21 protein-coding genes are annotated in these 24,529 nt (G+C 35.1%); 3 read left to right on the top strand and 18 right to left on the bottom strand.

The genetic code is table 11. The features are described 5' to 3' along the window. The first annotated feature begins 555 nt into the window (after positions 1-555). Positions 556-858 carry a hypothetical protein gene (locus UABHE_RS05990; RefSeq protein WP_372369347.1) on the top strand — a complete coding sequence of 101 codons (303 nt, stop codon included), beginning with the start codon at positions 556-558 and terminating at the stop codon, positions 856-858. 44 nt (positions 859-902) lie between these two features. Here UABHE_RS05990 and UABHE_RS05985 read toward each other — a convergent pair whose 3' ends face one another. Then, positions 903-1,172: a hypothetical protein gene (locus UABHE_RS05985; protein ID WP_372369346.1), complete on the bottom strand. Its 270-nt coding sequence runs from the start codon at positions 1,170-1,172 to the stop codon at positions 903-905. 592 nt (positions 1,173-1,764) lie between these two features. Then, complete coding sequence (locus UABHE_RS05980) at positions 1,765-3,969, bottom strand: VIT domain-containing protein (RefSeq protein ID WP_372369345.1); 2,205 nt, start codon at positions 3,967-3,969, stop codon at positions 1,765-1,767. A gap of 330 nt (positions 3,970-4,299) precedes the next feature. Here UABHE_RS05980 and UABHE_RS05975 point away from each other — a divergent pair, with 330 nt between their 5' ends. Together UABHE_RS05975 and UABHE_RS05970 are read left to right on the top strand one after the other, a co-directional pair. Then, entirely contained in the window at positions 4,300-5,601 is a 1,302-nt protein-coding gene (locus UABHE_RS05975; RefSeq protein WP_372369344.1) for an amidohydrolase family protein, read from the top strand. After that, positions 5,598-6,899: an amidohydrolase family protein gene (locus UABHE_RS05970; RefSeq protein ID WP_372369343.1), complete on the top strand. Its 1,302-nt coding sequence runs from the start codon at positions 5,598-5,600 to the stop codon at positions 6,897-6,899. The genes UABHE_RS05975 and UABHE_RS05970 overlap by 4 nt, the downstream gene beginning before the upstream one ends. Positions 6,900-7,018: 119 nt before the next feature. On the opposite strand, the gene UABHE_RS05965 is transcribed toward UABHE_RS05970, so the two are convergent. The 16 genes from UABHE_RS05965 to UABHE_RS05890 all read right to left on the bottom strand — a co-directional run bounded on the left by UABHE_RS05965 (position 7,019) and on the right by UABHE_RS05890 (position 24,074). Then, positions 7,019-7,792, bottom strand: coding sequence for a hypothetical protein (locus UABHE_RS05965; RefSeq protein WP_372369342.1), 774 nt, complete (start codon positions 7,790-7,792; stop codon positions 7,019-7,021). Continuing rightward, positions 7,789-8,766 (bottom strand): YndJ family transporter, encoded by a 978-nt coding sequence (locus UABHE_RS05960; protein ID WP_372369341.1) that lies wholly within the window; start codon positions 8,764-8,766, stop codon positions 7,789-7,791. The genes UABHE_RS05965 and UABHE_RS05960 overlap by 4 nt, the downstream gene beginning before the upstream one ends. Before the next feature lie 8 nt (positions 8,767-8,774). Beyond that, on the bottom strand, positions 8,775-9,824 hold the full coding sequence (locus UABHE_RS05955) for an alcohol dehydrogenase family protein (protein ID WP_372369340.1): 1,050 nt from the start codon (positions 9,822-9,824) through the stop codon (positions 8,775-8,777). Between the two features lie 15 nt (positions 9,825-9,839). Continuing rightward, entirely contained in the window at positions 9,840-10,301 is a 462-nt protein-coding gene (locus UABHE_RS05950) for a DUF2569 domain-containing protein (RefSeq protein ID WP_372369339.1), read from the bottom strand. Between the two features lie 383 nt (positions 10,302-10,684). After that, the gene (locus tag UABHE_RS05945; protein ID WP_372369338.1) at positions 10,685-11,464 is read right to left on the bottom strand and encodes a hemopexin repeat-containing protein; all 780 of its coding nucleotides are present in this window, start codon (positions 11,462-11,464) and stop codon (positions 10,685-10,687) included. A 42-nt stretch (positions 11,465-11,506) separates the two neighbouring features. Next, entirely contained in the window at positions 11,507-12,280 is a 774-nt protein-coding gene (locus UABHE_RS05940; RefSeq protein ID WP_372369337.1) for a TatD family hydrolase, read from the bottom strand. A gap of 12 nt (positions 12,281-12,292) precedes the next feature. Next, positions 12,293-13,414: a hypothetical protein gene (locus UABHE_RS05935; protein ID WP_372369336.1), complete on the bottom strand. Its 1,122-nt coding sequence runs from the start codon at positions 13,412-13,414 to the stop codon at positions 12,293-12,295. After that, positions 13,411-14,856, bottom strand: coding sequence for a serine/threonine protein kinase (locus UABHE_RS05930; protein WP_372369335.1), 1,446 nt, complete (start codon positions 14,854-14,856; stop codon positions 13,411-13,413). The genes UABHE_RS05935 and UABHE_RS05930 overlap by 4 nt, the downstream gene beginning before the upstream one ends. 5 nt (positions 14,857-14,861) lie before the next feature. After that, a complete protein-coding gene (locus tag UABHE_RS05925) occupies positions 14,862-16,244 on the bottom strand; it encodes a sigma-54-dependent transcriptional regulator (RefSeq protein ID WP_372369334.1) in 1,383 nt (460 codons plus the stop codon). A 281-nt stretch (positions 16,245-16,525) separates the two neighbouring features. Then, positions 16,526-17,632 (bottom strand): nitrogen regulation protein NR(II), encoded by a 1,107-nt coding sequence (locus UABHE_RS05920; protein WP_372369333.1) that lies wholly within the window; start codon positions 17,630-17,632, stop codon positions 16,526-16,528. Positions 17,633-17,924: 292 nt separating this feature from the next. Beyond that, positions 17,925-18,380 carry a hypothetical protein gene (locus UABHE_RS05915; protein WP_372369332.1) on the bottom strand — a complete coding sequence of 152 codons (456 nt, stop codon included), beginning with the start codon at positions 18,378-18,380 and terminating at the stop codon, positions 17,925-17,927. 254 nt (positions 18,381-18,634) lie between these two features. Next, entirely contained in the window at positions 18,635-20,143 is a 1,509-nt protein-coding gene (locus UABHE_RS05910; RefSeq protein ID WP_372369331.1) for a GspE/PulE family protein, read from the bottom strand. Positions 20,144-20,185: 42 nt separating this feature from the next. Next, complete coding sequence (locus tag UABHE_RS05905; protein ID WP_372369330.1) at positions 20,186-20,575, bottom strand: STAS domain-containing protein; 390 nt, start codon at positions 20,573-20,575, stop codon at positions 20,186-20,188. Positions 20,576-20,772: 197 nt separating this feature from the next. Beyond that, entirely contained in the window at positions 20,773-22,194 is a 1,422-nt protein-coding gene (locus UABHE_RS05900; RefSeq protein ID WP_372369329.1) for a hypothetical protein, read from the bottom strand. A gap of 9 nt (positions 22,195-22,203) precedes the next feature. Beyond that, the gene (locus UABHE_RS05895) at positions 22,204-23,085 is read right to left on the bottom strand and encodes a DUF58 domain-containing protein (RefSeq protein WP_372369328.1); all 882 of its coding nucleotides are present in this window, start codon (positions 23,083-23,085) and stop codon (positions 22,204-22,206) included. Beyond that, positions 23,082-24,074, bottom strand: coding sequence for an AAA family ATPase (locus tag UABHE_RS05890; protein ID WP_372369327.1), 993 nt, complete (start codon positions 24,072-24,074; stop codon positions 23,082-23,084). The genes UABHE_RS05895 and UABHE_RS05890 overlap by 4 nt, the downstream gene beginning before the upstream one ends. Positions 24,075-24,529: the final 455 nt, after the last annotated feature.

Here is a 24,529-nt window from a genome sequence, read left to right as displayed (position 1 = left end):
GGCATCGAATTGGAGGCATTTGTTAACAATTAAATGACGATGTGATATAATCAAAGAAGTACACCCGCACAGAAAATGTAACACCAAAAGAGGCAGCACTGGCTATCCGTTTGTATGTACGGTGGAACAATACAGATTATTGCGATTTACCAATAAATTTAATTTATAAAAGAAAATGCTAAATGGAAAAAATAAAAGAAAAGTCGCTTAAAGGAATCGAAAGTAACACTGTGCTTTCTACTTAGACGAAAAACTATATTCTATCCGGAATTCTATTTTTGATAATTGTTCGTTTCGAAGCGATGCTAAGTTTAATGATCTCGAAGATTGCAAATTTAAGAATTGCGGATTTTGGGGGAAATTTCTTTTTACATTATCAACGCGAAATAAACGAATACCAGACTATGTATTTCGATTACAAGATCTTTCTTCTCTAGATATAATAGGTGACATAAATAGTATTCCAACAAAAATAATAGAGTTACAAAATCTTCTGGAAATATGTCATCATGAGCGTTTTCATTTTGTTTTTATTTTGCTTATGTAAGGATTATTATGAAAAAAACAATGATTTATTTAGCAATTCCCATTATTGTCCTTGCTGTTTTATGTTTTTCTACATATCTCAAAGCAAAGAAAGATATAAAGGAAAAAATGGGTAATAACCACAAACTTGAATTAATCAATATTTATTTCACAACTGAAAATATAGCTTCTATAGAATTCAAGGTAGGCTATTACTACGAAGTTGTTTGGAATTTATATCCGCTCAACAATAATAGAGTACATATAACTCATGAAGAAATAGATAACCACTATATTGAAGAAGAGTTAGAAGAATCCGGGGAAGGATTCTAATAATAGAGGGTGTGCCACAAACTGTGTACTTTTTCCAGAAAGTGTTATAATGTGAGTAAACGAAGGAGTACGTAGTATGGAGCACGATGACCCTTAACATATAAACGCAACAAACGAAGTCCTATGTATATATGCACAACCTTCCCTCCTCTCTTAAACTTTATATCCAAATAAGGACCGTGCGGTGGTGCTATGTCTCTCCTCAATCCATCCTTGTAACAAAGCTTACAACTCTCACTCCCACAAAAACGATTCCGAAACTGATAAGAAAAACCATCTATCGCAATAGAAAAAATAACTTGTGTAGTTTTCATAAACTTCCTCAACGGTTGGGTAATATAAAATATATTACCCAACTATGTAAAAAAAATCAAATCATGACACCCATTTCACTTAGGTTTCTAATTTCATCACATATATTTCTTTAATTTTTTCGTGCGTCTCACAATCTCTATCCAACATTTATGCGAAATAATTTTACTCATCTCACCTTCAACTTCCACCTCCAACCTACGAGGCTCAAAAAACTCCCTCAGCACTCTTTCCCCCTCTTTGATCTCTTTACCCCTATTCTCTTCATTATAATCTGCTAAAGGGGTCTCAGAACGCCATATAATACTATAAAAAGTAGACTCTTGCTTAACAGTTATCTTTTGATAAATATACTCCAATGTTTTTTCGATAGTTTTAAACATATGACTTATGACAAGAAGCTAAAAAAAGTATACTTTAAATTTTAGAGTAAAGCTCCTCACCAAAAGCGAAGAATAGAAACTACTTCGCTTTTGGGGATACTTCATCTTGAGAAAAATAATACTTTCTGTACTATTCTAAATTCCTTTACTCAATAGCAATTTAGTAACTATGCGATTCTTTTTTAGCTAACATACAATACTTTTAGCACTGTTATTTTACGCGAATCTCGTAAATAGTACCTTCCCATTCGAGACTTAGATTTTTGGCGATCGCTAGATACTTTGCCATTTTTGGATGTTTTTTCAGTAGTGCGAAGTAAGCATCGCTTAGGTAAGTAATTTTTTCTACCGTTAACTTTTGCGATTTCTTACTCATTGCTTCACTGTCATACCAAGTACCACTAGATAGGTAAAATGTTTTAAATCCCACCTTGCGAATTTTGTTTTGTATTTGTGTGTTTGTTTTCTTGTTCTCGTAAATGCTATCCGCTTTTTTCATTTTTTGTATTTCTTTAGAAGCTGTAACCGCCGATTCACCACTTTCGGTATCCATCGCTTCTTCTGCGCTACTAAAGTCATCGTCTTCATTATTAGCAGAACCTGCGCCTTGACGTCGCACTTCATCCCATACTGATGGAGGAACTGGTCTATTGTTTGCAACAGGCTGTGGATCATCTTCGACAACTAAATACGAAGTGTATGGAGTTACAATTCCAAATTTTTTCGCTAAACGCACAACTTCTTTTTTAAGTTCGTCATTTTCACCGTGCAAACGTATTTGGTCGAGAAGAAAACCGACTTTGCGCACTGCCCACAAACGTGGCACATGCTCATTTTCTATATTTTGTTCAGGAAAAGAAACTTCGTATACAAATTCCTGCTCTTTGCCATTCACCATCCCAGTTACTTTAATAACTTGATCACCTTTGCCAGAAAATCGACCTAGTAGTGTCAGAGGAGAGCCTTTAAATAGATCGGGAATTTCTCGTGGATATACTTCGGTAATGCGTATTTCTTCTGAGGAAGGAAATTTAACTTTTACATTGCTAAGTACAGGAGAAGATACTTTGTCGACAAAACTAGATATTTTAATTTCAATATCTTCTTTTGCACTGACATATTCACGTGTACCTTTGTTCTCTTCTGCTAAACGGTCTAGTAATTTCGCATTTAACTGATCGCCTATTCCAAAAGAAAACAAGCGCAAGTTTTTAAGGGAAGCTTTTTGTACTTTTTTGATTATCTGCTCTGGGTTTGTGACACCAATAGTTGGTTTGCCATCTGTTAGTAGAATAATCATGTATGGACGCGTGCTATTCTTAGGAGCAATATCAAGAGCGTAGTGTAGTGCTTCTTCTAAATTTGTTCCACCGCGTGCAAAAATTTCTTCTTCGATATAGCCGAGCGCTTTTTTTACGTTTTGTTTGGATGCATTTACTAGTTTATCTTTGTATAGATTTGCCTCGGTAGAAAAAGAAACGATATTGAAGTTGTCTTTTTCATTGAGCTGGTGTAAACAGTACTGCAATGCTTTTTTAGCTTGGTCCATTTTGTCGCCAACCATCGAACCTGAAGTATCTAAAACATAAACAATATCTTTAGGATTAATTTCACTTGCATCAAGTTCTGTTTTTGGTGATAGCATCGCCAAAAAATGCCCTTTTTCATTGTTTTTAGCAAAAGGGATAAAGCTGAGATCAACGCGTTTGTTTGAATCGGAGGTATAAAGAACAAAATCGCGATCTGTATTGACGTGATTTTTAGAAAAAGTTACGCTCGCGTTTTTGCCTTGTTGTTCGATTTTTACGTCGTGTGTTGGTGAAAATACGGATTTCAAAGAATGTTGAGAAGCGATTTTTACAGTACACGAAAAATCACCTATCGTATCATCGTGTCCACTACCAACAGCAGTCAGAGGGTACTCGTAACGCGTTAAGTTATTATCAACAGTTAGAACTTGTTGGTAAGTTAGCTTAATTTTTCGCGTTCCATTTGCTGGAAAAGGAAAAATGCGCATTTTAAATGTTTCGCGACCAACAAATTCTAGAAGAGCCGGGTCTATCATCTTGCGAACAATGCTTACATACAAGTCTTCCGCTTTTTTGGCATCCAACAATTCCGCAGGCATTTCCTTGCCGTCGATCCACAGTGAAAAATTAGCAACAGAAGCACCTTTCGGAAGAGCAAATAGATATGTACCTTCCAAAAGGCGATTATTTGGGTTATAATATTCTGTTTCTAGAGAAGTGACAGCAACACCGTTTTTAATGTTTACATTGACATGATGCTTCTTGGCTTTAATAGGCAAGAGTGCGATAGATGTCGGTGTAGTTGAGTTCGGAATATTGGGAATTATTCTTGCATGAGTACTTACCATGAGTACAAAAGCCAGTGTTGTAAAAATTATATTTTTCATTGCGTTTCCCTTTAATGTTTTACGATAGAATTGCAAACTCTTTAGATAGGTTAGTTTGCTAATTCCTCAAGTATATAAATTCGGTCATTTGCATAAACAACAACCTCTTAGAAAAGATTAAAATAAAAAAGTTCCAAAAAAAAAATTTTAGAGCATATTTCGAGGGATTCTTTAGGACGCGTCGATATTTATATTTTTATATAATGTTAGTTATTTTAAGCAAGAGCGAAACGCTTTGAAAACGCAAATGTGTGCTGTAAAAGAAAAGTAACTAAGCTCATCTCAGAAAGATAAATGCCAACGCGTCCCAAAAATTAGTTAGGATTTTAAATGAATAAATGGATTATGTTTGTTATTTTTGCCAGCATAATAACGACTTTTGCTGACAAAGCACCTCCACAAGCTTTCGTGGGAGCGCGTATTATACCTGTTGTCGGTGAACCAATAGAAAAAGGTACGATTGTTATACAAGATGGTAAAATCAGTGCCATTGGCGTTACTGATTCTATTGAATTACCAAAAAATACAGTAGTTCACGATGCAACAGGCCAGGTAATTATGCCGGGTTTCGTTGATACTCACAGCCATATTGGTGGAGGTGGTGCTGGAGACAGTTCTAAACCACTTCATCCTGAAACAAGTGTTTTTGATTCTTTTAATGTTCTAGATTCTGCGATTCAAAAAGCGCAAGCAGGAGGAGTAACCACTGCAAACGTGATGCCTGGCTCAGGACATTTGATGAGTGGGCAAACGATATATATTAAAATGCGCGATGGTCGCATTATTGACGACTTAGTTATCAAAAGCCCAGAAGGTAAATTCATGGGCGGTATGAAAATGGCAAACGGAACAAATTCTATACGCCAAGCACCATTTCCTGGGACTCGCGGAAAATCAGCGGCTTTGGTTCGTGGTTTATACATTCAAGCGCAAGAGTATCGTCAAAAAATAATAGATGCCAAAGGTGATGAAAGTAAATTGCCACCTAGAGATCTTGGAATGGAAGCTTTGGTTGAAGTTCTTGAGGGAAAACGAATTGTTCACCATCATACTCATCGTCACGATGATATTATGACTGTACTGCGTTTGCAAAAAGAATTTGGTTTTCGCGTTGTTCTTCATCACGTAAGCGAAGCGTGGAAAATTGCCAAGGAAATCGCGGCAGCAAAAGCACCATGTTCTATCATTATTATCGATAGTCCGGGTGGAAAACTAGAAGCAAGAGATCTTGATTGGAAAAATGGCGTTGCTCTGGAAAAAGCAGGTGCTGTAGTTGGTTTTCATACCGATGATCCTATTACTGACTCGCGTTTATTCTTACGTTCGGCAGCATTTGCCGTTCGCGCAGGAATGTCAGAACAAGCAGCTCTTTATGGGCTGACAATGGCAGGCGCTATTATGCTTGATTTACAAAAGCGCGTTGGATCATTAGAGGTTGGAAAAGACGCCGACTTGGTTATTTTGTCGGGCGCACCACTAAGTGTGTATACTAAAATCGATGAAACATGGATAGATGGCAAGAAAGTTTTTGATCGCAGCAATGCCAAAGATTATCTTTGGGCTGTGGGTGGATATGGTGCGGGAGATAACCGTCCTGTTGAATATTGTTGTTATGGAAAGGGAAAACAATGATAAAAAGTATAATACTACTGATTGTTTTTTTAACCGTTTCCCTAAACGCGCAATTAGCAATCAAAGGTGAAGTTATTCACACCATGACCGGTGAAAAAATATTGAATGGTGTTATTGTTGTTCGCGATGGAAAAATCACTGCCATTGGTTCATCAGAGCAAGTAATTATACCCGAAAATTGCCGCGTTCTTAGCGCCAAAGTCGTAACACCTGGACTTATCGATGCGCGTAGCGTGGTTGGACTTGGAGGTATTTTTAATCAAGCGAAAGACCAAGATCAATTAGAACGTTCTGCACCTATGCAGCCAGAGTTAAGAGCAGTAGATGCATATAATTCTCTTGATCCGCTTGTTGAATGGGTAAGACAATTCGGTGTTACTACTGTCAATACCGGTCATGCTCCAGGAATGCTTATTTCAGGACAAACCATGGTTGTGAAAACTTATGGTACTGTTGTCGACAAATCAGTTATTGAAGTAACAAAAATGGTTGTTGTTACTCTTGGTGATTCTGGTTTAACTTCAAAAGGAAGCCCAGGGACAAGAGGCAAGGCCATTGCAATGTTGCGCAGTGAGTTTGTTCGCATTCAAAATCAAATAAATGCAAGAAAAAAAGCAGAAAAAGCAAAGAGAGAAGCAGAGGAAAAAGCTAAAGCAGAAGCAAAAACAACTGGAGAAGAATCGGAGCAGAAAGCCGAAAAAGCTAAGCAAAGCGATACTGCCAAAACTCATTCACCGCGAAATATACGCGATGAGATACTAGAACAAGTGTTAAACCGCGAGGTACCTCTTCTTGTTTACGCTAACCGTCATTATGATATTCTTACAGCTCTAAGACTTGCCAAAGAATTTAATATTAAAATTGTATTAGATGGTGCGAGTGAAGCTTATTTGCTAACAGAAGAAATCAAAAAAGCAAATGTACCAGTCATTGTTCACCCATCAATGTGGCGTACTTTTGGCGACAAGAAAAACCTATCGATGGAAAATGCTAGCATTTTGCAAAAAGCAGGTATTCCGATAGCAATGCAAAGCGGCTATGAAAGTTATGTTCCAAAAACTCGCGTTGTTCTTTTTGAAGCAGCAATTGCTGCTGTTAATGGTTTAGGTTTTGACAATGCATTAAAATCTATTACCATCGACGCGGCAAAGATTCTAGGAATAGATTCGCGTGTAGGTTCTTTAGAAGTAGGAAAAGACGCTGATATTGCACTATACGATGGTGATCCTTTTGAATATACAAGTCACTGTACAGCTGTCGTTATCGATGGTAAAGTCGTGAGCTCAACAAGTCATTAAATTTTAATAAAATATGTGGCATAATAACCAAATGTCACATATTTTACCTATATTGAACTAAAATAAACAAGACTTTGGATGATGAGGCCTAGTACTTTAAAATTTCTTAGAAAAAAAAGTTACCATTTGTCTCGCTTAACTTCACAATCAGGTAATTCTTTTTGTAATTTTCTTATTCCTTCTTCTGTTATTCCTATTACACTTGTTAAATTGAGAACCTCTAAGCTAGTAAGTGCTTGTAGGTGCTCTAATCCTTTATCAGTAAAATGTGTATATTTCAAATCAAGGTAACTTAACTTCGTTAGCTTTTTTATTTGTTCCAGACTCTCATCATTAATTCCACTGTGCATACTGAGAACTCTGAGATTAAACAACGTTGTCAAATAACTTACGTTCTCTTTTTTCCACGTTCTATCTAAATACAATTCTTCTAAAGATGTAATAGCACTCAAAAGTTTAGCGCCTTTTTCTGATATACTGTTATTACATATACTAAAAATTTTAATGCCGAGTTTTTGTAGGTATTTTAGATCTTCTTCTCTCTCCATCCAGTCACTTACAAGTGAATCGACTTTACAATTCTCAAAAAAGGCAAAATCGCACATTGTGTAATACAATGTTGTAAAATTACACTTCTTAAATTTAACGTCGTTACCAATTCCCGTGATTCCAATGTTGAAAAAACTACACGAATCGAAATAACAATCGTGAATCTCTTCTATACTAACTAAACCTCTAAACGAACAGTTATGGAACTCACTGCCACTAAGAATACACTTTGTAAATTGATATTCTTCTATAAATTGATCGTCAAAACCATAAATGGCACAAGCTTTATAAATAGTATTATCTCTTAATTCATTGATGTTCTTTCCTTTTACAACTTCCCTCATTTTTCCTCCTGCTTGTATTGTGATTCAACCATCCAGCCACATAATGACAAAAATGTAAAGCCAAAAGCGTTAGCAACTCCGTGGCTCATTGCCATGGTTTCGATAGAAATAATATGCCACTCGTAGTATTCACTTAGTGCATAAGTTGCTGCTAGAATCATCGTTGCGATCATTGCCAAAAATGCAAAAGTAAAACACAATCTACTGATGATATTTTTACACGAAAATCCAAAAGCGATTGTCGCTGAAAAAATAATAATAGCTACCGCTAAAGTACACGCAGCGACCATTTCGAGTAGAGGAGAAAAAATAATCCCTATTGCCACAACGATAGGACAAAACACTACGATCCACCCTATACTGTTGTAAATTTTATGTGTAAAATTATTGCTATTGTTAAGTGAAAAGCCAGCGAGACCTGCAAGGATAGAAAGCGCGAAACCTGCGTAGTGAAAATGAGCTACAGTTAGTAGCACAATTGTTGCACGAAACCCATAATTAATTCCCATATTTGATGACACCAGCCACACTCCAGCAATAGGAATATACAAGCAACCCATGAATACACTAATAACAGGTAATTGTTTCAGTAAAGATTGCGCGTGATTTCTCATATGTTGAAAAAATACGAAACCATAAAGAGCAATAATAACGTTTTGCATTAGCCATGGTAAGGCGAGAACAGCAGAAAGAGTACTTGTTTCTATACATAAAGAGGCGACGGCACAAAAAGCGGCTGGTAAATGTAAAATAATCGCTATACGTTGCAAGATATGTTTGTTGTCTATGGAGATAAAAGACAAAACAAATGGTACGATGACAAGGGGTGCAAAAAGGATAGTATAGCCCATTCCTCCGACGCTAGGCAAAGAAACCAGTGGGCGCAATATACACAAGATAGTAAAAGCGGTCATTCCTACTGCAACGTAGTTTCTCCAAATGCCACTACTCTGCCATGAGAATTTGTTAGGCATATTGTTTCCTATTCGTTTTGAAGTATTATCTTTGTACAATTATCGCATTTCTTATCAAAAATGTTATACGCTTTTTTACCTTGAGACAAAGGCATCGTATGTGAAATAACTGATTCGAAGTCATATTTTTTGCTCTGTACAACAGGAATTAGCTTGTCAATATAATGTCTCACAGAGCAACGTCCAATTTTATAGGTTAAATTTTTATCGTATGCTTTTACTGGAGAGAAAGAAAAAGAATTTGCGGTATGCACTCCTACAACAGAAACAACGCCTCCTGGCCTTACAATATCAATAGCTGTTCTTTCTGCTTGCGTACTTCCAACTACCTCTAGTACAGCATCAACACCAATACCTTTGGTTTGTTCGCGTATAAATGCAACAATATCCTGTTCTTGATAGTTAACCGGAATTGCCCCAAAACGCTTTGCATGCTCAAGGCGCTGAGGAACAGAGTCTACAGCGTAAATTTTCTGCGCACCAAGTTCTTTCGCACCTAGAATTGCCATGAGTCCCACAGGACCACAACCTAAAACTACATACACGCCATCGGGAGAAATTTGCGCCATGTCAGCGCAAAAATAACCAGTGCAAAGAATATCTCCGAGAAGGAGGCCTTCGGTCAAGGTAATACCTTCAGGTATTTTAACAAGTGTGCTATCAGCGAGAGCGACGCGAACATACTCTGCTTGTCCACCGTGGAGTCCTTCGCCATTTTCTACCCATCCGTATAAGCTACCAGAAAGACAACGTGCAGTTAAACCCTTATTGCAGAAAAAACATTCACCGCAATTTGTGGTGAATGGGCTTGTCACTATATCTCCGACGCTTAAATGTTTTATATCTTTACCTATTTCAACTACTTCGCCCACAAATTCGTGCCCCATGACTGTGCCGTGATCCAAACCTGTTTCTCGTTGATGATATACATGAAGGTCAGAACCGCAAATTGCGGTGAGCTTTACTTTTACAATAGCATCTTTCGCATTGATAATTTTCGGATCGGAAACTTCTTGAAATTCGATATTTTCTTTTCCACAAAAAGTAAGTGCTTTCATATTTTCCTCGATAGTTTAAGTAATTTCATTCTGCTTCGAAAAAGTTTGCTTCACTTTTTTTGATATTTTAAAATACGGAATCCATATAATTGCTCCCAAGAGCGCAAAAAGTGTAGGATTCAAAGATGGATTCATTTCTGATATCTGTTTGGCAAGTTTGTATTCGACATAGTTAATGATGACGTTCATCGCTATAAAAATTATCATTAACCGTGGTAAATGATGTGATTTTTGCAAGAACAAATAGAGAAGAAAAAGAGATGATAACATGATAAAGGCATCTGAAGAGGTTCTGAAAATAATTAACCATGACCAATACTCGTTATAATCTTTTGAGAGAGGATCAGTCAATCTTTCCCACGTTCCGTCAGTAAAAATGGGTATTATATTATCTTCAAAATTAACGTACATAAAAAGAGGAGTAATCGCCAAACCAATAAAAGGAAGTATAAGTAGACCGCTGATTGTTTTCTTCATAACGAAACTCACTTAATAAAGTAGTAGTTCATATATAATAGCTTAAAAATCAAATGCCTTAGCAGGAAATCCCCTTAGAATATTTATAGGGTTCTTTTTTTATGGAATTGTGATTGGAGCGCATTTTTCACCAGAAATTCAAGAAACGATTAAAGCTTTTAGAGCTGCGTGAATAGTATGTTGCGAACAACAAAAATTCTCTATTTTGAATTTGGCTGAGTTATTTATAAAATAAATAACCCAGCACGAAAATGTTCTTCTTAAAACGCAATTTTTTCAATCTATTTAAAATAGCTGTAAATCAAGGACTACCTGGCTATTTTGAAATTGATCAAGGTCGGCTATGGCGACAACAACAGTAATTTGTCGTAATTCTTTATTATTTAAAAATCAAGACCTTTCCAACCACTCACTGGCCAAGGACCTTCTGATTTATATGTTTTTTTGTTATAGCGCATGAATTGATCGCCTTTGAAAAAATATACAAAGCCATCGCTCCATGAAACTGCAGCGTCTACTCCACTTGCCCAAATTCCGCTCCAATTTCCTGCAATAGGTTTTGGTGCTTTAGAAGTGTAAGTTTTCATGCTATATGTGATGTATTGAGTGCCTTTAAAGAAAAATACATTGTCGCCCCAACGTATGGCAGCGTCAACACCACTTCCCCATACACCTTTCCAATTTCCTGCGATGTTATTTATTTTGCCTAATTTGTAAGTTTTCATATCATAAGCGCGATATGAACTTCCTTTAAAGAAATATATTTTGTTGTTGTTAAACTCTACTGCAGCATCCAAGTCACTCCATAAGCCATTCCAATTTGCAGAAATACTTTTTGCTGGAGCCATTTGTTGAGCTTGTTTTACATAATTGTTACCTTTGAAGAAATAAAAAGCTCCACGAGGTGTCCACGAACAAATTGCATTTATTCCCTGAACTTGGATTTCTACAGGTTCTTTTGGTTTAACAACATGCACTTTCGTATTTAGTCTTTTTTCTAATTCTAAAACGCGTAGCTCTAAATATTCCATTCTCTCAAGTTGTTTTTCAAGATGCTTTACTTTGTCTTCTAGTGATTTTATTTTATAGATAATTTCGAACGTGCTGTCTTGGGCAGATAAAATTGATGCGCAAAAAATGACGGCAATGATCGTTTTAAACATAGTATGCTCCTAAAGTAATTGTTTGTAGTGAAAACTTTTCTTTTATTTGGACAAAGAGAAAAGTGTTTCGCTGTTTTGCCACACTTGGTCGCTTAGTTCTTGTAGTGGAATGTCGTACATTTGAGATAAAAATTTATATGTTTCTACAATATATGCGGATTGATTTGTTTTTCCGCGGTAAGGAGGAGGGGCAAGATATGGAGAATCTGTCTCTACAAGAAGTTGTTTTAGAGGAACTTGTTTAAATATTTCTCGCAGTGGTTGTGATTTATTAAAAGTAACAATTCCGGACGCTGAAATATAAAAACCTTGTTCAACAGACCACTTTGCTAGGTCTTCTCCTGATGTATAGCAGTGCAACATAACCCCAGGTATTTTGCCAACGAAATCCTTTAGTATTTCTCTAGCTTCGGTGTCAGCATCTCGTAAGTGAAGAACTATAGGTTTTTGTAGTTCACACGCTATTTCTAAATGACGAATAAAAGATTCTGTTTGCCGTTTTCTATCAGATAGATTGTAGTGAAAATCAAGCCCTGTTTCACCTATTGCAATAAGTTGATCGCAATGCGAAAATAAAAATTCTTCATGCTCTTTATTAAATTTATCTGCTCCGTGAGGAGTTACTCCTGCAATAAAATACACATTTGGATATTTATTTGGTGATTGAAGCACTTCTTTAGCAATATCTAAATCGGTTTCTAAGCAAAATACGTTGAGTATTCTTTCAACACTATTCTGGTGCCATCCTGTGCACTGTTCTTTGTAGTCTAATGCATTTTCCGCAAAAATATGTGCGTGACAATCAATATATTTCATATATTTTCCCTATCATTGTTTGATTGCTTCATTAAAGTTGTCCTGTAGCTTATCTGCGATAAGAGTGTATTTTTTTTTATCAATAAAACCTTTTGCCAACATCAATTTTAAAGAGACCTTACATTCGTTTGCAATTGCATTTGCTAAATACCACTGACGTTTTTGCAACGCTCTCTCAAAAAACTCTGTTAGCAGCTTTAGTTGTCTATTCCATAAGAATAAATCGTGAGGTAATTTTTTCAAATTTTTATCATACCACATCAATGCTTGCCAGTATTTTTCGCGAGCACGATTCCACTTTTTTTCTGTTTTCGCTTGAGCAATTACCGAATCCACTTCTGCTATAACAAACTGTGGAGAACTTTTAGGCCACAAGTAATAGCTTATTAATACGCAAAAAATAATTCCCACACAAATAATCAACGGTAATAATCTTTTTGAAGTTTGAACCTCCTCCATTTCAGCAGTTCCAACGACTAGGTCCCGGCATACTTCTTGGGTATAATTTATTTTATCTTTATAAATGTTGACCGTGTCTTCTCCTGGAGATACATCTTCGTGCATGTCTTCAGGATAATGAATTTTTCGAGTTGGATCTGCACTCGAACTATCAGAGACTATAGTTGTTTCTTTTTTTACAGGACTCTGTTCGATAGGCGCCACTTCTTCTATTAATTCAGGGTCTTCTGTGAGAAAATCTAAACCAAATAAACTACTATCTTCCGTGAGAAAACCTTCTTTAAGAAAACCAATATAAATTTCCTTAGGAAGCTTTACTTTTTTAGAAAGTATATTGTGGAATGCACGATCAACAATCTTTTGCCCAAGTAAATTCTTTTGAACGGCAACCATCGGACCACTTATCGCTTTTTTCTGTTTTGCTTTGTGTATGAGATCATCAATAATCACAAGAAGTAACTTTTTATCAAGGAGTCCATGTCTAACAAACAAGCTAGTAATTGAATTTTCTATGTAAATACGCCACAGGTTATTCCACTCACTCTTTTTTAAATACTCCTGGAGGCGTCCATAAGTAAAATCCAATTTTTTATTTAATACATCATCAACTTGGTTTTTCTTTATGTATTTAAGTGTAATACCTAGTTTTACTAGGTGAAGATAATGAGATTTCATGTTTTAGCCTTGAAAAAAATTGTTATTTTTTGCCATAAGCTTAACTGTGATTTTTCTACAACTATATTATATAACCAATTATGTAAATCATAGGCGAAATCAGCGCCACTTTGATAACGCTTATTTTTGTTTTTAGCAATGGCCTTCATAACAATATGGTCGAGATCTTGTGGCACACCAGGATTTTTTTTACTTGGAGAAGGAGGGGTCCAAGTGGGAATTGCTCGTAAGATAGACGAACTATTACCTGTAAAAGCACGTTTAAAAACTAACATTTCATACAAGGTAATTCCCAGTGAATATATGTCTGTTCGATAATCAATATCATCTTGCGATGAGATTTGTTCGGGAGACATATAAGGCAATGTTCCTACATGATGAGAAATTTCAGGTTGGTGACGAAAAACGCGTTTGTATATTTTTTTATAACGAATAGAAACGTCGCGCGCAATTCCAAAATCGATAAGAACGCAACTTCCTTCTTTGCGTATAAGAATATTTTCCGGTTTTATATCGCGATGAACTACCTTATGAGAGTGTATGTAATCAAGAGCAAGAGCCAGTTGAATTACATAGCGAACACTTTGCTCTGCAGAGACAGTTTTTTCTTTTATGAAAAACGATAGAGGTTTACCATCAATACATTCCATCGCATAAAAATATATATCTGTTTTTTGGCTTTTTTCGCGCCCAACATCGAAAATTTGAATTATATTAGGGTGACGTAGTTTTTGCAAAATACGCGTTTCTCTAGCAAAATTATTAGCATGATCACTTTTAAGAGCTAAATTTGCGGGCAACACTTTAATAGCAACTGTTCTGCGAGTAAATTTATCTTTAGCCAAAAATACTTTTCCCATTCCTCCACGAGATATCTCTTTTTCTACAGCATAGCGCCCAAGACGGACTTCTTTACTTATCTTGCGCCCGACTTTGTGGAGTTTATCAACATGAACATCAAAAATATTGCGTATTTCCGCGATAAATAAATCAGTTTTATTATCATTATTCGATTCGCCAAGAAACAAAACTTTTTGCTTACGCAACTTAATATGCACAAGGTGATGCATATTACTTTTTAATTTTGTTAAAGCTTTTGACATATCAGTGGTAATGCGAATCGATTCAACCTCTGCAAAGTAGTATTTTTGCGATACCAAAAAATAAAAGTAGCGAAAGGTTCCTGAATTAAAGTCAATGATGATTTTTCGTGGTTTTTTAATAAAAAGTAGAGCAATATAAATTGATATTACAATAAGCACATACTTTATATTTAGTACGATCTGTACCAATTCTTCAGGAATCACAGGCCAAAAATAGTGTTCTATTTTAAAAAGAAAAATACTTACAAAAACAACGCTTGTCATCTTCGCCCATTTTTTATAACTACTTAATGAACGAATGTTAATAACAAATTGATCGTCGCTTATTTTCCAATCCATACGCCTTAATCTGAACCTTCATCATTTTTCTTTTCATTTTTATAAGGCAAATCATATTCATCTATTTTTCGATACAAAGTACGAATACCTATTCCAAGTATTTTAGCGGTCTTTGTTTTATTACCACCTGTTTTAAGAAAAGTACAACGTATTAATTCTTTTTCGACTTCTTTTAAAGACGAACTTCCCACTTGTATAGTAACAACATCACCTTTTATCTTGGTATTTTGAATTTCTTTAGAAAAGTGCTCTGGCTCTAATATATTTCCTTCGCACATTACAATAGCACTTTCTATGGCTCTTTCAAGTTCACGTATATTTCCAGGCCAATCATAACTACTTAAAAGATTGAGTGCTTCTTCTGAAATACTTTCAATTTCTTTGTTGTTTTCTTCACTATGGCGACGAATAAAGTGATTTACTAAACTCGGAATATCCTCGCGATGTTCTCTGAGAGGAGGAAGTTCTATTTTAAGTACCTTTAATCGATAGTACAAGTCTTCGCGAAACTTACCTTCTGCAACTTTCTTTTCGAGATTAACATGAGTAGCTGCAATAAAACGAATATCAACTTTATGCGTTTTATTAGCGCCTAGCCTTTGAAATTCTCTTTCTTCTATAACACGCAAAAGTTTCACTTGCATATTAAGAGGAATTTCTCCTAATTCATCGAGAAAGAAAGTACCTCCATCAGCCTCAGCCAACCGACCATCTCTATCATTAAAAGCAGTAGAGTGTGCTCCTTTATCGTGTCCAAATAACTCATCTTCGATAAGAGTATCAGGGAAAGCAGTTAAATTTACTGTAACCAAAGAACCTGTACGACTACTTAAACGATGAAGGGCACGTGCCACAAGTTCTTTTCCTGTTCCTGTTTCACCTGTGATAAGAACTGTTGCTCTTGATGGAGCTATTTTGATAATAGTTTCAAAAACCTCCTGCATTTTTTCGCCACTACCAATCATTCCCTCAAAAAAATTAGTACGTTTAATCTCGCTAAGTAATTTCTTTCGATCTTTTTGGATGTTTTTTGTTTGTAATGAAGTAGGGATTATTTTTTTTACAATAGATAAATCAAGTGGTTTTTCTAAAAAGTCTATTGCCCCTAACTTGACAGCTTTAACAGCTTTTTCCACACTACCAAATGCTGTCATCATTACCACAAGGACATTAGGATGTTCTTTTTGAATGCGTTCGAGAACTTCAAGACCGTTGATCCCAGGCAACTGAATATCACATAACACCAAATCAACAGCTTTACTTTTTAGTTTTTTTAATCCTTCTAATCCATTGCCTGCCTGTAAAACGTCGTATCCCCACTTTTCGATAGCCCGCGACAAAGCTAAACGAGCCCCTTTATCATCTTCTATAATTAGAATATTACCCATTTAAATCCTCTAAAGTGTTGACTAGAGCACTCAATGATTATTGAATGTTCTAGAGCGCGTCATTAATTAATCGTAAGTGTGACGTTACAATAGTTTTACTCTTTTATAAAAGAGTAAAACGAAAATATATTTCTTTCTAATTAGAACGTGTCATCAATTAAAAAAATTCTTATGTTACAACATCCAAAAAGTTCTGTTTTTCTACTAGAAAATTTCGGACTTGGGCTCGATACTACTCCCAGTATTATAAAGTCAGAATGACCATCTAATTAACGATAGACCTATTCTTTTATCACTGGAATATAAATACCAAAGCACGCTCCTTGGTCGAGATTATTTTCTGCAACAATTCTTCCTTCGTGGCGTTCTATAATACGATTAGCTATCGGTAGTCCTAGACCTGTTCCATCTTCCTTTGTGGTAAAAAATAAATCAAATAATTGCGATTTATCTTCCATTTGTAAACTAGGACCATTATCTTTGATTTCGATCAAGATATATTCATCTACACTCAAAGTAGATACTTCTAAAATCCCACTTGTATTGTTCATTTCCTGGATGGCGTTTAGTGCAATATTGTATACCGCTTGAGAAATTTGATCGGGGTCAACAAGAGTAAGAGAAAGTCGTTCCAAATTTGAAACAATTTCAACACCAGCTTGACGAGCATCTTCTCTAAGAAGTGAGAGAACACGGCGAATAATATCATTTATATCAGATAGAATAAACCTAGGTTCTGGTGGCCGTGAAAAACTCAAAAAATTCTTAATTATTTTATTTAAACGTTGTATCTCATATAATACATTGTCAATAATTTCAAGAGTTTCTGTTTGCGAGTTCGAAGACTCTATATCTTCTTTAATTAATTGAATATTTAGAGAGATGGAATTGAGAGGATTACGAATTTCATGAGCAATACTAGCGCCAAGATTTGCAAGAGAAGTAGTACGAGCATTACGCAATAATTGATTTTCCATATAAATCTTATCAGTTGCATCAATCATCGTCATAATACAACCAATAATTTCACCATTGTTGTTTTTGAAAGGCGAAAATTGTAAATCAAAATAACGTATTTTTTGCGACTTTATTTCTAGTGGATAACGCGAAAATTCGTGAGTTTTTCCTTTTTTAATCACATCTTTAGAAATAATATCAGCAAGAATCTTACCCCGAAATTCTTCGCGAAATCGCGGGAACATTTTTTTTAACGGTTGACCAATTGCTTGTTCTTTTCCAGAAAACTGCGATTCTATCTGAGAGTTCCAGATAACTATTTTTTCTTTAGTATCCGTCACTACAATACTTTGGTTTACGCTTTCTGCAAATAACTTGATGACGTCATATTCTTGTTTGTGTTTCTTTGACTTAATTTTTTTCTCAGCCATTTTATTCCTAGTGCTTAGAAAGGCAAATTTATTTAGGGCGTGTTCCTAGGTGAGTCCTGTTTAGGTTTAGAAAAGTTCAATTATTTTAGGTAGTAAGATACTTTACAAGCACATAACACAGCTCTGCGCTTTTAAAGAGTATCATCAATTCCAAAACAACTTACATTATATAAAATCTAAATGTCAATACGCTCTAATCTAAAAGCGTTAAATTAGACGTGCAGAAATAAATAATGCACCGTAAAATTAGGTATATTATTTATCTTTGCATGCCTTATAGGAAATAAAAATGCTAGTCTAGCCATAAATACCAAGCATTTAATGCATCGTCTTTAAACGTTAAGGTATATTTCATATTGCGATAATTATTAAACTCTACATATGTCCAACGTACTTCTTTTATTCCTTCATACATATTTGTTTCTTTGTCATTAGGAAAACCAAGAGCTTGGGCCACATCATTTGTGGTCATATTTGCATTGAGAGTGTCATTCAGCTCTTTTTTGCGGATTATTCCTTCTGCTTGTAAAAATCTTTGTTTTTGTAAATCGCTAGTCAATTTAAAAAAACGAGCTCTTTGACTGTCTTCCATCAAAAGCAAATATTCATCATATTCACTATTTGGCTTGTCTGAACCAGAGTAAACTATTTTTTCATCTACTTTAGGTTTGACATCGGGCGTTTTTTGCGAACATCCAATAACTAATGTTAAAGCTGCCCACATAACTAAAAAAGTTATCTTTTTCATGATAAATTCCTCATATTAACAATCGCAAATTCCACAATACTCCATTTAGGCTATATTATATGCTATCCGGCGTGTTTGCAAACTAAATTTTTTTAAGAATTGTATACTTAAGTATATTCCGTACTTTTTAGTACTCTATAAAGTAAGTTATGAATCTTGAAGCATTAAGGCGTATGATTATTCAGAGAATAACAGATGTTGTTAAAATATCATTGCCTTATATTTATAATACCTCTAGAGTAATTTTTGTTGTTTTATTTTTCTAGAGAGATAATGCGATAGGGAATTACTCGTAGTAACTCTTCTAAACTAGTGATTCCTTTTCTCGCTTTGGGAAGAGCATCTTCTAACAAAGATTGCAGCCCCAATTCGCGAGCTTTTTTGCGTATTTCCTGAGCTGAAACATCTTCTGCAATAAGATCTCCAATTACATCATCGACAGAAAATAACTCATATATTCCAGTACGCCCTTTATATCCAACTTCCTTACACTCTTCGCATCCTACCGCTTGATAAAATTGCTCATTTTCCGGTAGATTAAATTTTTGGATATGTAATTCTTTTGGAGTATTTAATTCTTTACAAGTCGGACACAGTTTGCGAACTAGTCGCTGCGACAAAATTGCGAGTAAACAAGTAGATACAATACTAGAATCTACTTTCAAGCTCCTAAGCCGAGAAAGCCCTCTTACACTATCAACAGCATGAATAGTGCTAAGTACTAAATGACCTGTTTGTGCAGCACGAAAAGCCACTTCCGCTGTTTCTTGGTCTCGAATTTCACCAATCATAATTGCATCGGGGTTTTGGCGTAAAAAGCAGCGAACATAATCAGCAAATCCCATATCAGGGGTAATTTGCTTTTGGTTAGTTTTTGCAAAAATATATTCAATGGGATCTTCTACAGTAAGAACTTTATTTTCATCGGTGTTGATATGATGTAAAGCGGAATATAAAGTAGTTGTCTTTCCACAACCAGTAGGTCCTGCAACAAGGATCAATCCTTCAGGGCTGCTCACCAAATCTTCAAATTTTTTCTTTTGGTCTTTCGGAAATCCTAGTTTCTCAAGACCCACAATTGCTTGAGAACTGTCCAAGATACGCAAAACAACATCTAGTCCAAAAGGGCCTGGTACTATTGAAACGCGAAAATCAACTACTCGTTTACCTTCTTCTGTTTCATATACAGAATTTATTCTACCGTCTTGAGCGTGACGATATTCGGTAACATCCAAATTCGCGAGTATTCGCAGTCTCGAAATTGCAGAGCGAATGTTTGCTTTACTTAAGGGGTGATTAATCTGGTGTAGTATGCCATCAATACGAAAACGAACATCCACATCATCAGCATAACTTTCAATGTGAATATCACTTGCTTTTAAGGAAACAGCTTTACCTAAGATTTCGTTAATTGTTTTACTTATAGGTGCCTCAGGATCGTAAGATATTGTTGAAATAGCATTTAAAGTCAGTGTGTAATCAAAATCTTCTTTTTTGTAAATATTATAACCGATGTCCACTGCTTTTTGAATTTCATACGCATTGAGTCTAACAACTTCCACTGATCGTTTTAACATAGACTTGATTTGAGTAATCAATTCTTCGTTTTGATGATCAATAATTCCAAGAGTAATTGGCTCTGTAGAGTTTTTATTAACACGATTGAGGATAACTACACGATTATCAACACAAAATTCGTAGGGTAACATTTGAATAGAAAGTGCATCTAATTCAAAATGCTCTAGTTCAACAAATTCTTCCACTTTTAGTACCTCTATTTCATGGTATTTTCGAGTAAAGTAAAATTACGAGATATAGCTAGCTATATCTGTGCCATTATCAACTTTTACAAAAAGTGGCCATAAACCAAGCATATCAAAAAGTTGTTGTTTTTCATCATCGGCATTTACCACATAAATTTTACCTTGATTTTGCTTACTAAAATCGTCAGCAAATTTTATGAGAAATCCAATACCTGTTGAGTTGATGTGATGTAAATTTTCTAAATCAAAAACAACGTGTTTTACCGCTGTTTCCTGCACTTTTTGAGTGATAACATTATCTAACAAGTGAATACTGCACGTATGTGTATCGATAGAACCTGTTACTTCAAAAAAAAGAGCCTCCGATTCATTGATACATTTTTTTGTAATTTGAATACGTAGGCCTTTTTCATCGTCATAAATATCTTCCACTTTGTTTCCTTTACAAGATGTGAAAATACATAGAAAGATAACTAACTTTAGAAATATACTCATTTAAGCTAATTCTGTTAGGGGTGTTTCGAAGAGCTGTCGTAAAACCTTAACAATAAATCTAGAATTATTTTAACGATACTAGATTACTTTAAGGACTAGGGCGTGTAGACATTTGTCTTCCTTCTAATTTGATCCTAGTCAATTAAAGTTTTCGCTTCTCTTAGATGAAGAGTTTCAAACCCTTCATTAAATGACATATACAGTCGATGTAATTCTTTTTTAAGTTTTATTGATTGGTCATGAGGAGTGTGTCTTGTCAAACTAGATAAAGAACGAAGTTCAAGTAAACGCATTTCACTCTCAATGGCAAGTTTTCGCGATTCATAAAAGCAATTAAGTGCTTCGTTTGTTTTATCGCTGTAATTAAGTAAGATTTCTCCCTTTAGGTGCAAAGCTTCAACTTTATATACTTGCTGGCTTCCTTGTTCTATTAAAGTACATGCTTGTTCTATAGTGCCATAAGCTTCTTCAGAAAGTCCCATCTTATGGTAGCTTTCTGCTAATATACACAATAAAAAAGGTTTGTAAAGATTAACATGGAAATCTTCTAGAGTTATTAGTGAATTTTCAATGAGTTGCAAACCTTGTTCTTGGTTTTTATTTTGAATAAGAGCCCACCCCAAAATGACTTGAGAAATATTCTGCCACAAAGTAATGTTGTATTTTTTTGACCATTTGACACCTCTTGCAGCAAACTCTATCGTCTTGGGAATATCACGTCTTATTTGATGAATGCGCGCCATGAAAAACAAAGCCAATGATACATTATATGGCGTTGTAATTTGCTTGGCAAATGCATAAGAAAATTCAATTTGTTTTAAAGCTTTATCCAGGTAACCGTGGTATGCGGAGCTAAACCCCGTTAGCCCAAAAATTAATAACAAAGGATTCTCAAGAGAAAAATCTTTAGGCATTGCCTTTTTGTTACGCATACAAATCTGCAATGCTTTTTCTAAATGAAGCTTCGCCTGTTTCCAGGCAGTCATAAAAAATAAAGGAAGCGCTTGAGCCATATGTGATTCAATTATTAAAAGTGGATGATTTTGTTTAGTTGCAATTTCAAATAATTGCTTTGAAATTTTGTACCCATCATTTAATTGTGATCTAAATACATGATAAGACCATAGGCCGCGTAGAGCTAAGAATTTTCCCCCTAACTTATTATTGGCAATAAGTAGAATCCGTTGAAAAATTTTTTCAACTTCTTTTGATCCATAACCTTTTGTAATAATATGACACTTACTAAGTCCTAAACAAATACTCATTTCTTTTTGATGACGAATTTGGCGATTTTGTATTGAGTATATGCGATTGAGACCTTTGTAAAAGAAATTTGCAGCTTCACTGTATTCATTATCAATTAATTTACGCCATCCTTTTATCTCCCAAGAAGTTACTTGAATTAGGCTAATAAAACCCGTAAATAACCCCTGCAATTTATCAACTTCTTTTTGCGGTGCGCCATTATTCAATAACTTATCAATAGCAGAATACAATTGATTTATTTGTATTTGGAGCTCACTACACTCTTTTTCTAATTTTTTTAACCACTCCATTTGGAGCCCCTACTTTACAATGCCCAGCTTCTTTAAATACCTGAGTAGCAAATCTTCTATAGGTGCTTGGTTCGATGTATATAAATAAAATACACCATTACGACTACAGTAATCTGATAATTGCTGCATAAAGCCACTTAAAATAAATTGATATCGTTGTAACAAGTCTGCGCTTATGCTTAAATCAGTAGTCATATTATTTTCTGAATCTACAAGTTTTATATCGCCTGTCAAAGTTGGTTCTATTTCTTCCTGTGCAAGAACTTGTATTGCAATCACTTCATAATTTCTAGGAGAAAAGAACTTATATGCTTTTTCTAAACCTTGCACATCAAGAAAATCAGAAATAATAACCACAATACCACTGTGGCGAAAACGTATAGGAAAAGCCTTAAATGCATTATGCATATCGGTTTCACCTCCTTGTGGAGCGTTTTCTAAAAAATTCATCAATTTCCAAATATGCTTTTTTCCTCTAGAAAGAGGATATATATGTTTTAATTCGTTATCAAAAATTCCAACGGCAATACGGTCTAGATTGTTAAGAGCAATGTAACCAAGTGCTGCGGCTATTTTTTTAGCATATAGATATTTAGTTGGTGAACCAAAATTCATAGAATTAGAATTGTCGATTAAGAAATAAAGATTTAAATCCTCTTCTTCTTGAAACAAACGCAATAAAAGTTTATTTAGGCGTCCAAGAATATTCCAGTCTAGAAAACGTAAATCATCACCTGGTACATACTCGCGATAATCAGCAAACTCAATCGAAATACCTTTTTTTTTGCTACGCCGCTCTCCTTTAAGAAGACCGCGGAATATTTTACGTGAGACAAAAGACATATTTTCTAAAGTTCTCATAAAATCTGGATCTAAAAGTTTGTCGCTCATTTTTTATTCGAGCTTTCATCTCTTTTTACATGTTGTAAAATATCTTCAACAATTATATCTGTAGAAATTCTTTCTGCCTCACCCTCAAAATTCAAAATCATGCGATGACGTAAAGCAGGAACAGCGCTTTGTGCAACATCATCAAAACTAGCATTGTACCGTCCTTGAATTAAAGCCTTGATTTTGGCTGAACGAATTAATGCTTGTCCACCACGAGGAGAGGAACCAAATCGCACAAAACGATTGGTTTTTTCACTTGCATAGTCAGAGCCAGGATGTGTTGCAAGTAGTAACCGTGAAGCGTAATCTCTTACATGCGGAGCAATATAAACATCTCTAACAACATTCATCCACTTTAAAATATCTTCTTTTGTCGCAATTTTTTTTGGAGTAATTTCTACTTTTTCGGTAGTGCGCAATAAAATTTCATTTAAATCTTCTCGTGAAGGAAAAGAAACGAGAAGTTTGAATAAAAATCGATCAAGCTGCGCTTCTGGAAGAGGATATGTACCTTCCATTTCTAGAGGGTTTTGTGTCCCTAAAACGAAGAAAGGTCTGTCTAGTTGATGAATTGTTCCACCTACAGTTACGCTTTTTTCTTGCATACATTCGAGTAAAGCCGATTGAGTTTTCGGGGTTGCGCGGTTTATTTCATCGGCAAGAACAATGTTAGAGAAGATAGGACCTGGCTGAAATTTAAACTGACGTTCTTCTGTTATTAAATTTGTTCCAACTATATCAGCAGGCATTAAATCAGGGGTAAACTGTATACGGGAAAAAGGTAGATCTAGAACTTCGGACAAAGTACGAACAAGCATTGTCTTTCCAAGCCCAGGAACACCTTCAAGTAAAACATTTCCACCAGCAAAAAGACATATCAATACATTTTCAACGATTTCATTGTGACCAACAATTACTTTCCCTATTTCTTTACTTAGAGTTTCGAAAGCATTTTTAAATTCTTTAGCAAGTTCAGTATTCTCATTCATATTTTTAACCATCTCATAATCATAATCCAGTGGTATATTTTACAATCACTTGGCTCTTAATATCATTTTCTTTTTGAATTTTGCAAAAAAAAAATATAGTCTTAGGGCTCTAAAAACTTTCTAAACGATGTTATCTGATTCCATAGTTCGAAACAAGTGAAGATTTTATAATGTGGCTGAGCTTAGGTCTTTTGATCGCGGTAGGCGTAGTACGTTTAGGGCATGAGTATGCCTAAAATTAGGGAGCATAGCACGATAGAAATAGTCTTATTTCTGAAAATCTAGACTTCAACTGCGTAGCACCCAAGTTATTTAGTGCTATAAATTTAATTTGATAACACGTTTTAATTCACTTATATATGTTATAAAAAATATATATCTATGCAAATAAAATTTTCTCAGTGCGCATTATTTAAGGAGTCTATTAATCAAAGATTTAATTTCATAAGTTAGTA

Source organism: Candidatus Uabimicrobium helgolandensis (assembly GCF_041508025.1).
GTDB lineage: Bacteria > Planctomycetota > Uabimicrobiia > Uabimicrobiales > Uabimicrobiaceae > Uabimicrobium > Uabimicrobium helgolandensis.
This window is presented reverse-complemented; position numbering and strand designations above follow the sequence as displayed.

Bases quoted from the DNA above. Each gene is read 5' to 3' on its own strand.
- UABHE_RS05990 (WP_372369347.1), top strand. From the start codon at position 556: ATGAAAAAAACAATGATTTATTTAGCAATTCCCATTATTGTCCTTGCT.
- UABHE_RS05985 (WP_372369346.1), bottom strand. From the start codon at position 1,172: ATGAAAACTACACAAGTTATTTTTTCTATTGCGATAGATGGTTTTTCT.
- UABHE_RS05980 (WP_372369345.1), bottom strand. From the start codon at position 3,969: ATGAAAAATATAATTTTTACAACACTGGCTTTTGTACTCATGGTAAGT.
- UABHE_RS05975 (WP_372369344.1), top strand. From the start codon at position 4,300: ATGAATAAATGGATTATGTTTGTTATTTTTGCCAGCATAATAACGACT.
- UABHE_RS05970 (WP_372369343.1), top strand. From the start codon at position 5,598: ATGATAAAAAGTATAATACTACTGATTGTTTTTTTAACCGTTTCCCTA.
- UABHE_RS05965 (WP_372369342.1), bottom strand. From the start codon at position 7,792: ATGAGGGAAGTTGTAAAAGGAAAGAACATCAATGAATTAAGAGATAAT.
- UABHE_RS05960 (WP_372369341.1), bottom strand. From the start codon at position 8,766: ATGCCTAACAAATTCTCATGGCAGAGTAGTGGCATTTGGAGAAACTAC.
- UABHE_RS05955 (WP_372369340.1), bottom strand. From the start codon at position 9,824: ATGAAAGCACTTACTTTTTGTGGAAAAGAAAATATCGAATTTCAAGAA.
- UABHE_RS05950 (WP_372369339.1), bottom strand. From the start codon at position 10,301: ATGAAGAAAACAATCAGCGGTCTACTTATACTTCCTTTTATTGGTTTG.
- UABHE_RS05945 (WP_372369338.1), bottom strand. From the start codon at position 11,464: ATGTTTAAAACGATCATTGCCGTCATTTTTTGCGCATCAATTTTATCT.
- UABHE_RS05940 (WP_372369337.1), bottom strand. From the start codon at position 12,280: ATGAAATATATTGATTGTCACGCACATATTTTTGCGGAAAATGCATTA.
- UABHE_RS05935 (WP_372369336.1), bottom strand. From the start codon at position 13,414: ATGAAATCTCATTATCTTCACCTAGTAAAACTAGGTATTACACTTAAA.
- UABHE_RS05930 (WP_372369335.1), bottom strand. From the start codon at position 14,856: ATGGATTGGAAAATAAGCGACGATCAATTTGTTATTAACATTCGTTCA.
- UABHE_RS05925 (WP_372369334.1), bottom strand. From the start codon at position 16,244: ATGGGTAATATTCTAATTATAGAAGATGATAAAGGGGCTCGTTTAGCT.
- UABHE_RS05920 (WP_372369333.1), bottom strand. From the start codon at position 17,632: ATGGCTGAGAAAAAAATTAAGTCAAAGAAACACAAACAAGAATATGAC.
- UABHE_RS05915 (WP_372369332.1), bottom strand. From the start codon at position 18,380: ATGAAAAAGATAACTTTTTTAGTTATGTGGGCAGCTTTAACATTAGTT.
- UABHE_RS05900 (WP_372369329.1), bottom strand. From the start codon at position 22,194: ATGGAGTGGTTAAAAAAATTAGAAAAAGAGTGTAGTGAGCTCCAAATA.
- UABHE_RS05895 (WP_372369328.1), bottom strand. From the start codon at position 23,085: ATGAGCGACAAACTTTTAGATCCAGATTTTATGAGAACTTTAGAAAAT.
- UABHE_RS05890 (WP_372369327.1), bottom strand. From the start codon at position 24,074: ATGAATGAGAATACTGAACTTGCTAAAGAATTTAAAAATGCTTTCGAA.